Annotated in this window: 17 protein-coding genes; 8 read left to right on the top strand and 9 right to left on the bottom strand. The window is 57.4% G+C overall.

All coding sequences use genetic code 11. The annotated features are described in order from the left end of the window. Positions 1-26: 26 nt before the first annotated feature. Positions 27-482 (bottom strand): GNAT family N-acetyltransferase, encoded by a 456-nt coding sequence (locus MP439_03430; protein MCI2975112.1) that lies wholly within the window; start codon positions 480-482, stop codon positions 27-29. 55 nt (positions 483-537) lie between these two features. Here MP439_03430 and MP439_03425 point away from each other — a divergent pair, with 55 nt between their 5' ends. After that, positions 538-1,392, top strand: a complete 855-nt coding sequence (locus tag MP439_03425; protein ID MCI2975111.1) for a PAC2 family protein — start codon at positions 538-540, stop codon at positions 1,390-1,392. 12 nt (positions 1,393-1,404) lie between these two features. Here the strand turns inward: MP439_03425 and MP439_03420 are convergent, their stop codons facing one another. The 6 genes from MP439_03420 to groL all read right to left on the bottom strand — a co-directional run bounded on the left by MP439_03420 (position 1,405) and on the right by groL (position 6,538). After that, complete coding sequence (locus tag MP439_03420; GenBank protein MCI2975110.1) at positions 1,405-2,133, bottom strand: NUDIX hydrolase N-terminal domain-containing protein; 729 nt, start codon at positions 2,131-2,133, stop codon at positions 1,405-1,407. A 250-nt stretch (positions 2,134-2,383) separates the two neighbouring features. Then, the gene (locus MP439_03415; protein ID MCI2975109.1) at positions 2,384-2,812 is read right to left on the bottom strand and encodes a hypothetical protein; all 429 of its coding nucleotides are present in this window, start codon (positions 2,810-2,812) and stop codon (positions 2,384-2,386) included. After that, positions 2,809-3,048, bottom strand: a complete 240-nt coding sequence (locus MP439_03410; GenBank protein ID MCI2975108.1) for an NIL domain-containing protein — start codon at positions 3,046-3,048, stop codon at positions 2,809-2,811. The genes MP439_03415 and MP439_03410 overlap by 4 nt, the downstream gene beginning before the upstream one ends. After that, a complete protein-coding gene (gene larE / locus MP439_03405; GenBank protein MCI2975107.1) occupies positions 3,020-3,868 on the bottom strand; it encodes an ATP-dependent sacrificial sulfur transferase LarE in 849 nt (282 codons plus the stop codon). The genes MP439_03410 and larE overlap by 29 nt, the downstream gene beginning before the upstream one ends. 60 nt (positions 3,869-3,928) lie before the next feature. Further along, positions 3,929-4,666, bottom strand: a complete 738-nt coding sequence (locus MP439_03400) for a chlorite dismutase family protein (protein ID MCI2975106.1) — start codon at positions 4,664-4,666, stop codon at positions 3,929-3,931. A gap of 246 nt (positions 4,667-4,912) precedes the next feature. Continuing rightward, positions 4,913-6,538: a chaperonin GroEL gene (groL, locus tag MP439_03395; protein ID MCI2975105.1), complete on the bottom strand. Its 1,626-nt coding sequence runs from the start codon at positions 6,536-6,538 to the stop codon at positions 4,913-4,915. A gap of 252 nt (positions 6,539-6,790) precedes the next feature. On the opposite strand from groL, the gene MP439_03390 reads away from it, so the two are divergent. Then, positions 6,791-7,558 carry a glycosyltransferase gene (locus MP439_03390; protein MCI2975104.1) on the top strand — a complete coding sequence of 256 codons (768 nt, stop codon included), beginning with the start codon at positions 6,791-6,793 and terminating at the stop codon, positions 7,556-7,558. 425 nt (positions 7,559-7,983) lie between these two features. Here MP439_03390 and MP439_03385 read toward each other — a convergent pair whose 3' ends face one another. Continuing rightward, positions 7,984-8,985: a glycerate kinase gene (locus MP439_03385; protein MCI2975103.1), complete on the bottom strand. Its 1,002-nt coding sequence runs from the start codon at positions 8,983-8,985 to the stop codon at positions 7,984-7,986. Positions 8,986-9,048: 63 nt separating this feature from the next. Between MP439_03385 and MP439_03380 the strand changes: the two genes are divergently transcribed. The 3 genes from MP439_03380 (at position 9,049) to MP439_03370 (ending at position 11,700) form a co-directional block, all read left to right on the top strand. Beyond that, complete coding sequence (locus MP439_03380; GenBank protein MCI2975102.1) at positions 9,049-10,407, top strand: trehalose-6-phosphate synthase; 1,359 nt, start codon at positions 9,049-9,051, stop codon at positions 10,405-10,407. Further along, positions 10,379-11,113 (top strand): hypothetical protein, encoded by a 735-nt coding sequence (locus MP439_03375; protein MCI2975101.1) that lies wholly within the window; start codon positions 10,379-10,381, stop codon positions 11,111-11,113. Before MP439_03380 ends, MP439_03375 begins: the two co-directional genes overlap by 29 nt. 98 nt (positions 11,114-11,211) lie before the next feature. Further along, entirely contained in the window at positions 11,212-11,700 is a 489-nt protein-coding gene (locus MP439_03370) for a TetR/AcrR family transcriptional regulator (GenBank protein MCI2975100.1), read from the top strand. Here MP439_03370 and MP439_03365 read toward each other — a convergent pair. Beyond that, positions 11,697-12,185, bottom strand: a complete 489-nt coding sequence (locus MP439_03365; GenBank protein MCI2975099.1) for a hypothetical protein — start codon at positions 12,183-12,185, stop codon at positions 11,697-11,699. The two genes, MP439_03370 and MP439_03365, sit on opposite strands and share 4 nt — an antisense overlap. A gap of 96 nt (positions 12,186-12,281) precedes the next feature. On the opposite strand from MP439_03365, the gene moaA reads away from it, so the two are divergent. The 3 genes from moaA to MP439_03350 are packed head-to-tail and all read left to right on the top strand — an operon-like array spanning position 12,282 to position 14,276. Beyond that, positions 12,282-13,289 (top strand): GTP 3',8-cyclase MoaA, encoded by a 1,008-nt coding sequence (gene moaA / locus MP439_03360; GenBank protein MCI2975098.1) that lies wholly within the window; start codon positions 12,282-12,284, stop codon positions 13,287-13,289. Positions 13,290-13,336: 47 nt separating this feature from the next. Then, positions 13,337-13,822, top strand: a complete 486-nt coding sequence (moaC, locus tag MP439_03355; protein ID MCI2975097.1) for a cyclic pyranopterin monophosphate synthase MoaC — start codon at positions 13,337-13,339, stop codon at positions 13,820-13,822. A gap of 4 nt (positions 13,823-13,826) precedes the next feature. Further along, the gene (locus MP439_03350; protein ID MCI2975096.1) at positions 13,827-14,276 is read left to right on the top strand and encodes a hypothetical protein; all 450 of its coding nucleotides are present in this window, start codon (positions 13,827-13,829) and stop codon (positions 14,274-14,276) included. The last annotated feature ends 15 nt before the right edge of the window (positions 14,277-14,291 follow it).

Below are 14,291 nucleotides of genomic sequence, written 5' to 3'. Positions count from 1 at the left end.
TTCCACCTCTTCTGTATAAACGGCCTTTACATTGCCTCCACTACAAAACGGTACACACTTGTGTCGCGAACTACAAACCCGACCGACTCATAAAGGCCGTGAGCAGCCACTCTCGTCGATCTCGACGTCAGATCGATGGTTGCCACCCCAAGGTTACGCGCTTGGGCGATTGCGTGATCGGTCAACAAGCGCCCCACCCCCTCGCCCCGAAATGCGCTATCAACCACGACATCCTCAACCCAGGCCCGCCAGCCCGTAAGAATCGGAAAGACCACCAGGGTGAGCATCCCGCCTATCACCCCGGAGCTGTGTCGCGCAACGTAGAGATGCGACGAAGGGGCCGACAGCACCTCCTGAAGCCCCTCACTCGTCACGAGCGATGCCCGACTCGAAAGCTGGGGCAGAAGCTGGTTGATAGCCACGACAAGCTCCTGGGTGGCCTGGGTCGGTTGCTCGACATGCCAATCCGATACCGCTTCCATCAAAACTCCTCTACTTCACCTTCTCTTTTCACCATCTGCCACTAGCATAGAGACGATGAGAGATATCGTCTGGCACAGGCGGGTTGGCCAACGCCGCAAGCCCGCGACACTCATCGCCGCCCTTTCAGGGTGGACAGACGCAGGTGACGCCGCAACGATTGCTTACAACCAGATCGCCTCCACCCTCGCGCTGACCGACCTCGCCTATCTCGATCCAGAGAACTTCTACGACTTTTCCATGGTTCGCCCGATGGTCACAATCGATCACCGCGGCATCTCCGAGCTTCGTTGGAGTACGCTAGTCCTTGGCGAGGCGGCGATCAAGCGGTATGGACCCGTATTCTTCCTCTTCGGCCCGGAGCCGCAGTTCCGATGGAAGACCGCGTCCACCGAACTGCTCTCGGTCGCGAATTTGTTGGCGGTTGATCGAGTGATCACACTCGGATCCCTTCTGGCACCTGCTCCGCATACTAAGCCTCCCCGGCTGTTCGGCTACGCAAGTTCGCCGTCCGTCGCTGAATCACTCAGGCTCGACAGCCCGCGATACGAAGGACCCACCGGTTTTTTGAGCGTTCTCCAATCCGCCGCGACGGCCTATGGCACCGAGATCGTCTCCCTCTGGGTCGAGGTGCCCCATTACCTCAGTCAGTTCCCAGCGCAACGCTCCGCGCTCGCACTCTTGCGCCAGCTTGAAATTCTCCTGGGCATGGAGGAGGACTTTCGCCAGCTGCGAGACGAACTTGGTGACACCGACCAAGAGGTGCGAGATTTCGTTGCACGAGATCCGGACCTCATTGCCTACATCTCATCGCTCGAGTCCAATTATGAGCAGGAACTCGACGTCCGATCCTCTATCGATACCATCGCGATTGAGGCTGAGCGCTTCCTGCGGCGACAACAAGAGGACTAGGCGACCTGCCCGCTATGAGACCCGATCGGGCCGAATTGGATCAAAATAGGTCGGCGGAGGCTCGCTTTCATCCTTGATCCACGCGAGCCAGGGCAGCGTAAAGAGGTGGGCAACATGGCTCGGCAGTTCGTCCAGCTCAAACCAGCCTACGCCGGAAGTCTCAAGCGGATGCGCCGTCAGCTGGCCGCCGTCGGCACGACACAGGAAGATCGTGCTGTACATCGCCACTCGAGTGAATCCGAGCTGCATACCGTCCAGAACCGCCAACAATCGAGTGGGCGTACACCTGATACCCGTCTCCTCATGGACCTCTTTCACAACAACCTCGGCCGACGAATATCCGACATCGGCCCAGCCAGTAGGGTAAAGCCACACACCGCTGTCGGACCGCTTGACCAGAAGGACCCTGCGTGCTGCATCGAGAACAATAGCACCAACGGCGGTCTTGGGCGTCACATAGCCAGCCACGCCCTTAGGGCCTTCATCGAAAACCGTAGGGTCCACACCACCACCTGCGTCGACGGCCGTGGCCTGCATACGAGTCACCACTTTAAGAATTTCCTCGTACCGTTCTCGCTCGTACAGCGAATCGGTAAACGCGAGTCCCGTACGTGCAATGGCCGTCAGTGAGAGGACCCAGTCAGATAGACTGCGACCAGAAATGGTCATCCTTGGTGGTTCATCCCCGCCAACGTTCTGTCGAATCCTCCCTATCTGCTCCTCATCCGTCACGGAATCCACGCTCCAACTCGTTTCTTTACCTTCTGTAAGACTAGGACTGGTACGCTGTGGAGATGGCCGTCCAAGAGACCTGCAAACACTACGTCCTGCAAACGATCCCCTCCGGTGAGCGCATCCAACGGTGTCGCTTGAAGGCCAACCTCGAACTTCCGTTCGCTTGCCCAGCAGACTGCCTCTTCTACGAGGCCCGCACGCGAGTGACCAAAATTGGCTGGGAGATCCCGAAATCGAAGGACGATTAGGACGCTCCTTAGTCCTCCGAAGAGGAGCCTTGTGTCAGTATTCGCATTCTTCGTGCCTTTGCCACCCCCCAGGCGAGATGCACAGGACCGAGATCAGCATCGATATCGACAGCACTCGCTGGCAAGAGCCCGCGCCGCTGTAGCCTCTGCATGCATTGATTACAGCCGTTATCGGACAGTGCCTCTATTACCAGCCGACGGATAAGGCCCACTGGGGGCTCCTGTTGAGCTTCAGCGGGACGCCCCAAGAGTTCGGTGAGCCCAGCCTCGACTGTTGACTGCAGCCCTCCCAGCCAGTCGACGTCCACCTCACCTTCGCGCACAAGCTCTGCCTCAAGCCTGGCAAAATACGAAGGCAGGGCAACCAGCAAGGCAGCCAGAAAGGCTGAAGAAATCCCTTCAAACTCCCCAGAGGTCATCCGCTCACTCAACATCATGTCATCCCCTCTTCTGCCCCCATGAGCTCCACCTCGATACCGATCGAAACAAGCCAGTCCATCGCCTCACCGATAGCTTGAGACTCTCCCTCCAAGGTGCAGATAATCCAACCGAGGTCGTCTTCGATCGTAGCACGATTGATGTTGGCCGTGATAGTAAAACGCTTGACCAACTCGGTGATGATCGGCTCGCCGATCAACGTCCCCTCATACCAAAGCTTGACGATCCTCTTCATCGCCCGTCGTCCTCTCAAGCACTCGATTCATGGAGCCGCTACGGAATCCTGCTAAGTCGAGCGTACTATAGAGGAAACCGAGCCGCTCGGCTTCAGCGACAATTTGCTCTCGATGTTGCCAGATGGACGGCCCAACCTCCACTGGCACCTCGATACGAGCAATCTCACCGTGGTGGCGGACACGTACCGACGACAGGCCCAACCGATGGAGAAATTGCTCGAGGCGCTCGACGGCACTAAGCCGCTGAATAGTAACCGGCACCCCATATGGAATCCTGGATGCCAAACAGGCGGAGGCAGGCTTCTCAGCGAGTGCCTCAAGGCCGATGGCACGCGCGATCGAGCGGACCATCTGCTTGTTGACGCCACAATCGAGGTAGGGCGACCCAACACCAAACTCTTGGGCCGCCCGCAACCCAGGACGATAATCACCCAGATCATCAAGGTTGGTTCCGACGACCATGGTCGCGTTGAGCGAGCGTGCGACCGGCTCCAGCTCAGCAAAGAGATGGCTTTTGCAGACGTAGCACCGGTTTGGACCGTTCTGGACATAACGCGGGTCATCAATTTCGTCAGTCCGGATCTCGCGGTAATTCAGCGAACATTGATTCACCAATCTCCGAACACCTTCGAGCTCATCGCGAGCCAACGAAGGCGAGACGGCCGTCATGGCCAGGGAGTCTTTGCCAAGGACGCGATGGCCCAACACCGCCAACACCGCTGAATCGACGCCACCCGAGAGCGCCACCACAACCCGGCCAGCGTCACGAAACCAACGCTCAAGTTCAGCAATTGCAGATTGTATCGAGGATGTTTGCACACCCATCACCCTAACTCGTCGGGAGCGATCCGAGACCAGCCGCAAGCCCGACAGCTCGCGTTACGCCCCCATGACAAGCGATCCGAAGACCTGCTCTGGCTCCTGGAGAATACCAACGTAAAACGGACCAAACTCGGCATAGGTCGCCGATGCCTCATCATAACGCATGGTGTAGACGACATCCTTCAGATCGTCCGGGTGCCGGGCAAAGAGCGTCACGCCCCACTCCCAGTCGCTGACACCTGTTGCTCCGGTAACCAACTGGGTGACGCGACCGGCGAACTTTCGCCCAGATGAGCCGTGTTCTCCCATGAGGCGTTCCCGCTCGTGGAACTCCAAGGAGTACCAATTTTGTTGGACATTGCGACGCTTTGACATCGGATAGAAGCACCAGGCATCCTTACCCTTTGGAGGAAGTTTCGGGTAAAGGCGTGGCCGCTTACGCTCCTCAGTGATGTTGCGTGCATACTCAGACACCTCGGTGATCGAGAAGAATGAATCCGTGAAAATCAGTCCTGATCGACGGAGCTCGAGTTGGAGTCGACGCAGATTCAACAGATCGCGATCGAGCGCCATAACGGCGACTTCACATCGATGCCCAAGCGTGGCGACGGTGAGCACATCAGTTCCACGATCACCCGCCTGCTTGACCCGCGCCGTTGCGAGCTCAGGGTCAAAATTTGCATCTGCATCTCCGAAGAGGTGCAACACATTGAGCCCTTCAACAACTTGGGAACCACTGATGGCTTGGTCACCATCTTCGGCGCTATCGGCACCCTCGACACCATCTGTATTCATCGGTTTCACAGCTCTTTCTCCTTCATCACAACCAACCACCGTTTCCGCAGCGTTGCTGGCCGCTCTTCGTTCACTCAATCCACTCTAGAAACATCGAACCAGGTACCGACAATCGCGCCAATGGCCAAGCTTCATCGAGGCCGTGGCAAGATCTTGATGTAGCGCCACTATGGCCGCGTCGGTCAAAACCGAACAACGGGCGACGCAAGATAGCGCCGCCCGTTGTTACTTTGATCGCTAGTGCGACTAGAAGTCTTCCATGCCTCCTGGTGGCATAGCAGGCGCCTTCTCCTCGGGCTTGTCCACGATGGCAGCCTCGGTCGTCAAGAACAATGCTGCGATCGAGGCAGCGTTCTGAAGGGCGGATCTGGTCACCTTGACGGCATCAATGACGCCAGCAGCAAACAGGTCTTCATAAATCCCTGTGGCAGCGTTGAGCCCGTCGGCACGGTTCTTCAACGAACGTACCTTCTCTACAACAACACCACCATCAAGACCTGCGTTCGTCGCAATCTGACGCAGCGGACCCTCAAGTGACTTGGCTACGAGACGTACGCCTGTCGCGACATCGGCCTCAACCTGCTTGTCGGCAAGTTGGGTGACCGCCTCTTGTGCACGCAGGAGAGCCACACCACCACCTGGAACGACACCCTCTTCAATGGCTGCCTTCGTCGTGGAGACAGCATCTTCAATACGGTGCTTCTTCTCTTTGAGTTCGACCTCAGTTGCAGCTCCTACCTTGATGATAGCGACGCCACCACTTAACTTGGCAAGCCGCTCCTGGAGCTTCTCGCGGTCATAATCAGAGTCCGTAGTCTCAATCTCGTTCTTGATTTGAGCGATCCTACCCTTGATATCGGCATCGTCACCGGCACCCTCGATGATGGTAGTCTCGTCCTTGGAGATCTCCACTCGCCGTGCCCGACCGAGGAGATCGAGCGTGGTGTTCTCGAGTTTGAGACCAACCTCTTCCGAGATCACCTGTCCGCCCGTGAGGATGGCCATATCTTGCATCATCGCCTTGCGTCGATCGCCGAATCCAGGGGCCTTTACCGCCACTGAACGGAATGTGCCCCGAATCTTGTTGACCACCAGCGTGGCAAGAGCCTCTCCGTCGACATCTTCCGCGATAATGAGTAGAGGCTTACCCGCCTGCATCACCTTTTCCAGTACCGGCAAGACGTCGCGAATCGCGGAGATCTTTGAGCTGTAGAAGAGGATATAAGGATCGTCGAGCACTGCCGTCATCGACTCAGGGTCGGTGGAGAAGTACGGCGAGATATACCCTTTATCGAAGCGCATACCCTCAACCAGGTCGATCTCCATTCCGAAGGTCTGAGACTCTTCGACGGTGATTACCCCGTCCTTGCCAACCCGCTCGATTGCCTCCGAGATCATCTGTCCGACCTCTGAGTCCGCTGCGGAGATGGAGGCGACCTGAGCGATCTGCTCTCTCGACTCGGTCTCGCGAGCGAGACTCTTCAACGAGATAATTGCCTCGTCCACTGCTAACTCGATACCACTCTTGAGCTGCATCGGATTGGCTCCTGCGGCGACATTCTTGAGTCCCTCGCGGACCATCGTCCATGCCAACACTGTTGCGGTGGTCGTACCATCACCAGCAACGTCATCGGTCTTTTTCGCTACCTCTTTAACGAGCTCCGCACCAAGGCGCTCAAAGGGATCCTCGAGCTCAATCTCTTTTGCGATGGAAACCCCATCATTAGTGATGGTCGGTGCTCCCCACTTCTTGTCGAGCACAACATTGCGTCCCTTGGGTCCGAGGGTAACCCGCACCGCGTCAGCGAGCTGGTTCATCCCTGACTCGAGCTTGCGTCGAGCCTCATCATCGAACAGAATCAGCTTAGCCATAGCTACTTTGCCTCCATTGTCTCTATCGAAGCTAGTGTGTTGAACAAAACTAGCACTCTACTAATGAGAGTGCTAAATATCCTAGCAAGGCGAGCGGCCAACTATGCACCTGTGCGCCACGCAAAACCGATTCAAGCTAACGGCTTGGACACACATCACGACGATGAGAGGCCGAACGGGTTCGGGCAACACAACCTGGGCGCCCATGACCAGCTGCGCCTAGGCACACAACTACTCCTAGGATGTTCCTTCGTGGTCGTCAACCCTCGTTCGAACCAGACTCTGACCGTTGCGCTTGTGATTCCCGCTCGCAACGAGGCACCGCGCCTCGGGCATGTGCTCGAGACTGTCATCTCAGATCCGCGGTCGATCTTCGATGAGATCATTGTTGTCGATGACGGGTCGACTGACAACACTGCTGATGTCGCCCGTCGCCACCAAGGGGTTCACGTACTCACGGTCAGTGACGACCAGCCAGGAAAGGGTAAGGCGTTGCGAGCAGGCTGGTATCAAACTCGAGCCGACATCGTCGTGACCTGCGACGCGGACTTAGGCTCCCTGCAACGGGAACAGCTGGGCGAACTCGTCTTCGGACTCGTTCGACACGAGGGGCTACGACTCAGTAAGGCAGCTTACGACAACTCAGCCGATTCGAGTGGCAGGGTAACCGAATTGGTCGCCAAACCCTTGCTTGAGATCTTTTATCCAACCTGTGCCGATCTGGTGTCCCCATTGAGCGGCGAGATGGCCTTCTACCACCGCGATGTGATGACGCTCGACTTGCCAACCGACTATGGGGTCGACATCGCCTTGTTGATCTCGATTGCCCAACGTTACGGACGTCAAGCGATCACCGAAATTCCCTTCGGCGTTAAGCAACATCCGCACCAACCACTCTCCACCCTTTCGCAACAATCACGACAGGTGATTCGGGCGCTGTTTGCGTCCCTCCAGGACCCCTACGAAGCTCTCCATACCTTCACGAGCCTCTCCTGGCCCGCTGCATTATCGGAGGCGTAGTTCCCCTGACCGCCATCATCGACCAAGCACATCTCTCTTACAACCCGTCGCACTCCACGCCCGATTGATTGGCTCCACGAGACAGTAAACAGACGAAGACACCCTGAAACTGCGTCGCAAGGATTGGTAGGTCGCAGTCTCGCTGTTGGCGATGAAGCGCACACAACGCGGCCGATTGACAAAATCTACCTACAGGTCAAGCAACCGATGCATCGTCGCTTTGATGACCGATGACCCTCGATCGTACCTCAACGCACCTACTGAGACTGACCGGGGGTGATACAAGGTCCATCGCACGTTAGCCGGCTCATCGCTTGCCATCACGGTTGGCGCTTGATCAGCGTCGCAGGTCGTTTCGTCGCCGCAGACGCCTAATCCAATGGCCGCAGAAAACCAACCAGATCCTGTCGAACGAGCGCACCTACTCAGTTGGTCGACGCAACGATCGACGCGACAAGTTCTGCAATCAAATCTAAGGGGTTCGCTATCGCTTGCTCGATTCCAAAATGTTCATCTAGCGCCAGAACGCTATGGCCTCGGGCTTGCACCAAGCGAGCGGTAGCTTCATCTGTTGAACCGACTACCACCACCGCATGGCCGTGAATCCGCTCCACGCGCTCGAGCACACCGCCAACGACCTTTCCCTCCAGCGACGTCGCATCCAAGCGGCCTTCACCAGTCAGCACCAGATCCGCATCTCGCAGGTAGGTGTCAAGCCCCACTCGGTCGGCTACCTCGGCGAAGCCGGAGACCAAAGCACCCCCGATCGCCAACAACGCGCCACCAAGTCCACCGGCGGCCCCAGTGCCGTCGTGTTCGTCCAAATCGACGCCGTACCAGCGTTGATACCAGCCCCGCAACGCGATCAGCCGCTGTGTCAAGAGTCGCACCGCGATCTCGTCGGCTCCCTTCTGTGGACCGAAAATGACGGCAGCCTCGGTGAAGCAAGTACGCACGTCAAGAGCGACCCTAAGCGGGATGGGGATTGGAACCAGACCGAGGTCCACAGCACCGCGAACAAGGCCCAGCCCTCCATCGGTGATAGCTGAACCTCCGCAACCAACGACGATGGCCGTGGGGTTCGCACGCAGTGCCGACTCGAGAACGCTGGCGATGCCGAATGAATCCGCCCTCACTGGATCGTTAGCCAAGGCTCCGCCCACGTTGGCGAGCCCGACGACCTGTGCAGTCTCAACGATAGCCTCAGTTCCGCAAAATCCGAGTTTGGCCACACATGGCCGCCCCAGAGCATCGACGGTGGCGACCTCGTCGAAACGTTCCGCCAACACATCAAGGAGACCCTCGCCACCATCCGAGAGTGGACAGACAACAACCTCATGGTCAGCGAGCACGCCTTGCAAAGAGTCGCCAATCGCACGAGCCGACGCCGTCCCCTTGAAACTATCGAATGCAGCAAGAACTTTCACACCGATACGCCAACCTCATGACCGCCAGACTTATGTCGACTACACTAGAGCACAGAATTTACCATGTCACGCATCATTCGATACCTCTTCGTCACCAACAGGGGACCCGTGCAACTCGGGGAGGACGGTCAAACTCTCGTGCGCTCAGGTGGTGGACTCGCGAGCGGGCTTCTCGGCCTCATGGAGCACCAAGGGGACGCCGAGATCCGGTGGCTCTTCCCCATCTCCACCCAGGCAGAACTCGAAGCTGCACGAATGGGACAGTACCGAGCAATCCATTTGGGCCTTACCCCTACATCTGTCGATGCCGACGATCATCGAATAGCGTACGAGATCGTGGCCAACCAATACTTTTGGTACTTGTTCCACGGTCTGTTCGACCTGAGCTTTGAGCCTATTTTCAATCATCAGTTCTTTGACGCCTACGAGCACTATCGCCGTTTCAATGCTCAATTAGCCCAAGCGGCCTGGAGGATTGATCTCACCGACACCATGGTCATCATCAATGACTACCACCTTATGCTCGTACCACACATGCTGCGCTCCCTCGGCTTTGATGGCCCAATTGCCTTATTCTTTCACACACCAATCTGCACGGCTGCCGAGTCGAAACTCATGCCAGCTACCGTACGAGACGAACTCGCCACCAGTTTTTCAGCCGCAAACGTGATCGGGCTCCACGCCCATCAATGGGAGCAGAATCTCATAGACTCGTTTGGTGCAGTTGGTCCTGCCCTGCCCCCGACCATCGTTGCACCGATACCGGCGGACACCCAAAGCATCGTGAACTCCCTCGACGATGCCGATGTAGCACGTGAGAAAGAGCAAATGGCAGGGCTGACCATGGGTTTGCCTACGCTACTTCGCGTCGACCGCATCGAGCCTTCAAAAAACCTAGTTCGAGGTGTCTGGGCGATCGATGAGTTCTTGCGGCGAAACCCCAAGGCCGTGGGCGGGTTCAGGGCTCTGCTCTTCGCCTACCCATCACGTAGCATGATTCCTAAATATCGTCGGCTCGTAGAGGAACTAACGACGTCGGTTGGTGAAGTAAACGACCATTGGAGTCGATCTGGATGGCAACCGATCCATCTCGACCTCTCTGATCGGCCAAAGCGCAGTCTCGCGAGCTACCAGCTCTTTGATACTCTGCTGGTCAACCCGCTACGCGACGGACTGAACCTGGTTGTCTTTGAGGCTGCACTCGCCGCCAAACCCAATGCGCAGATCGTCCTCTCGACCGGTACCGGTGCCGCAGAACATATCGGTCAATGGGTTGAGTTGATCGACCCCCTCGATATCGTTGCAACCGCCGAGGCACTGGAGAGGGCCCACCTCGGCGGTGACCTTGCTCCCCTGACGGCCTGGACGAAGGCGAATACATGGACGAAGTGGCTTGAGACGATCAGTGCCGCAATTCGCTGATTTCTGCAATGCCTACCGCGACGATCCTACGGCAGCGCTGCTTGCCTTCGACTTCGACGGCACACTCGCACCGATCGTCGCAACTCCCCAACAGGCGCAGCTCGATCCTTCACTGACAACGCCCCTACAAGCGCTTGGAGAGCAGTCCAACGTTGTCGTCATTTCTGGCCGTCCTACCGAATTCCTGCGCTCACGACTAGCGGGCATCAAAGCAACACTGATCGGCAACTACGGGCGCCCTGAGACGATCGATGGCCAAAATCTCGCCGTACGGGATGAGCTTGCCCGCCGGGCTGCTCGAGAACTGCCAACGACTGTACTCGTCGAGGTCAAACCCAGTTCGGTTGCACTCCATTACCGGCGCGCCCCGGAGTTGGCGTCAGCGGTAACGGCTTGGGCCCGTGCGGTCACCGAGGCCAACATCACCCACGAGTTCGGTAAATCCGTCGTCGAGTTAGTGATTGGGGAGAACGCATCCAAAGATGCCGTGTTACGTCGCTTGAGCGGCACCTACCGAGCCGTCCTGTACGCTGGCGACGATCAAGGCGACGTGGCGCCCCTGCAACTGTTGCCGACGCTTACCGCCCTTACCTGTGGGCTCGTCATCCTCTCAGACCAAACTCCACCGGACCTACTCGACATCGCTGACGAACAGATAACGCGGCAACAATTCCGAGAGTATCTACGTTCATTAGCCGGCCAATAACCTGACATTTGTTGGAGATCACCCTACAAAAGTTCAGAACGGTCAAATTGTTCCGATAGCTTTGGACAACTTGCACAATGCAAAAGGTGGAGCTGGTTATGGGAACTGTACAAGAAACCTGGCAGGACCGTAGGGATCAAATCCTGCAAGCAGCTATGGACGTGCTCGCCAACGACGGTGCGAGTAGCCTTACCATCCGCAGAGTGGCAAAGGTAGCCGGCGTCGACCCAGCGCTGATCTACCATTACTTCGGCTCGAAGGCGGATCTGCTGCAAGAGGTGACCTATATCCCGATAACGATCATGACTGCCCTCTCCGACCCCACCCACGATCTCGCCTGGAAACTATCCCTCTTTGAAGTCGACGGGGCCACACAATGGATCAGCGCGTTGCTTGTATGCTTGGCTGATGCCCAAGATCACGGCAAGGAGCAGTTTGAGCTCCTGCTTGACCTTCTTCTTCCGGATGCGACCCTCGCGAAGCGGACGATGGTTGTGGGATTATTGGTGGAACGATATCTATTAGGTGCGCCCGACTGCGTAGGCGACGCCCTCCAGCGCTACACGCAACTCGTCGAAGCCGTCTAGTCCAAAATCACCCCGCGAGGCAGATCCCGCGGATAGTCGCTGTCTCGAAATTGTGGAGCGAGCGACCTGGGCACCTTGAGGTGGCGAAGATCCGATGCTAGGTGACGCAATGAATCACCAGGTGGCGCTTGTTGCAATAGCCGGACCGGAATGCCAAGGATATCCCAAGAAGGTCTTCCATCGACAACCGCCACGCACGGGACACAGAGCGCTTCGCGCACAAACCAATACACGCCTGTTGCTTCGAGCTGGTAGAGATCGACTGGAAGCACGATCACAACACCTGAGTTGCCCAAGACGCCGCCGATCGCTGCTTCATGCAACGCGCGCGCGGGGCCATTGCCGGCATCGAGGAAGAAGCCACAACCCGTTTGGTTCCCACCGACCTCGATCACCCGTGGACCAACCACCGAGCTGACGAGATCGGCGAGCCATTGTGCCTGTGGAAGGCCGTCATGATATAAGCCCGCCTTATCGCGGCCCATGCGAAGAGAGCGTCCGCCAGTCAGCAGACAGACCACTGGGCGCATCAGGCTGTGCTCGACGAATCACCAACGACCATTGTCACTACGCTACTAAGAATGAATCGCCGCAAGCACCTGATCGACAGCTACGGGCGCGAAATTCGTGACCTGCGTATCTCGGTCACCGATCGCTGCAACTTCCGTTGCACTTACTGTCTCCCCGAAGAAGGGATCGAGTGGCTGCCACGGCACGACCTCCTGACCTTCGAGGAGATCACAGAGATCAGCCGTGTCTTCACTGAGCGCTTTTACATCGAGTCGATCCGCTTGACCGGCGGCGAACCCACCGTTCGTGCTCAGCTACCACGCCTGGTGGGTATGCTTGCCGGGTTACGGAATCACGAAGGCAACAAGATCAACCTCTCTCTGACCACCAACGGCGTCACATTGCCACTCATTGCTGAACCGCTGCGCGAGGCAGGTCTTGATCGAATCAATATCTCGTTAGACACCCTTCGGGCCGATCGCTTCCTCCAAATCACCAGACGTCCACAATTTGAGCGAGTGCTCGAGGGTATCGAAGCAGCGCAAGCCGTAGGTTTCGCGCCGATCAAACTGAACGTCGTCGCCATGCAAGGTGTCAACGATGACGAAATCGTCGACTTTGCCCGTTTCGGGCGTGAACACGACCTCCAGGTTCGCTTCATCGAGTTCATGCCACTCGATGGATCGAATGCATGGGAGCGCACTGACGTGCTCTCTGCGGCAGAGATCCTAGCCCAGATCGATCGTGTCTTTCCGGTAGAGGAGCCCCAGCGCGGCACGGCTCCGGCCACGACCTATCGCTACCGCGACGGCCAAGGCTCATTCGGCATCATACCGACGGTTACACAACCATTTTGTGGAGACTGCGATCGGGTTCGCCTCAGTGCAGATGGCAAGATTCGAACGTGCCTGTTCGCACTCGACGAGCACGATCTGCGCATGATGCTTCGCGCGGGGGCATCCACCCAGGAGCTGGCTACCCAGATTGAAGCCATCATTGCCACAAAATGGGCTGGGCACTCCATTGGGAGAGTCAACTTCATTCGACCGCCAAAATCCATGAGTCAAATCGGCGGTTAATCGTAAAATCGCCGCCGCGCCCACGATTTGCCACCTAAAGTGTAGGCATGGCAGATCGAGAGCTTACGCACCTTGACCCGTTGGGTCGAGCACGGATGGTAGATGTCACCCCGAAAGAGCCGACGCACCGGCGGGCGCTGGCTCGGTGCAAGGTGTTCATGAAGCCAGAGACGACCGCTTTGGTCGCCAACAACGCGGTCAACAAGGGTGATGTGCTCGGTGCTGCAAGAATCGCCGGCATCCAAGCGTCGAAGCGAACTCCTGATCTAATTCCGTTGTGCCACCCTCTCCTGATTGGCTCAGTGTATATCAACTTCACCCTAGGTGACACCTATGTCGAGGTGGAGGCCCAAGTCGAGACCGTCGACCGGACCGGCGTGGAGATGGAGGCATTGACAGCGGCTTCCATCGCGGCACTCACGATCTACGATATGTGCAAATCATACGATCGCTCGATGGTTATCGGAGAACTTGCCCTTTGGGAAAAGACTGGTGGCAAGTCCGGGATTTGGCGGCGAGACGAGGGGGAATAATTGTATGCAGGCTGGAATCGTTGTTGCTCTGGTTGTTGGATGGTCGCTCGTGCTCGCGCAACCACTCGTTGGTGCCCACAAGCGCAAGGACTATCTGCGCTCGATCGTTGCCTTCCGTCAACAGCTTGGAGCACTTGAGATGGGAATCCAAAGCTACCCAACACGACGGCTTCCAGCCGAGCCAACACGCCCGTACTCCTCGCCGATGCCAAGTTACCGCAGACGGCAACGTACGCTCGCTTCGCTGACGCTCTCACTTGTGATCGGGTTGATTCTCACAGCAGTTGCCACGCCCATCGGTCTCGTGCTAACCCTCATCAGCCTGTTCTCGATCGTTGTGTTCCTCATGCTCGTACGCGCGAGCAAGAACGTTGCCAAAGCACGCGTATCCAATCCGACACAGCGACGTATGGCGCAATCGCCCGTAAGTGCCTCCGAACGAGCCATCGCCTGAGTTTGATCGGGTAGA

Source organism: Ferrimicrobium sp., assembly GCA_022690815.1.
In the GTDB taxonomy this organism is placed as follows: Bacteria; Actinomycetota; Acidimicrobiia; order Acidimicrobiales; family Acidimicrobiaceae; genus Ferrimicrobium.
This window is presented reverse-complemented; position numbering and strand designations above follow the sequence as displayed.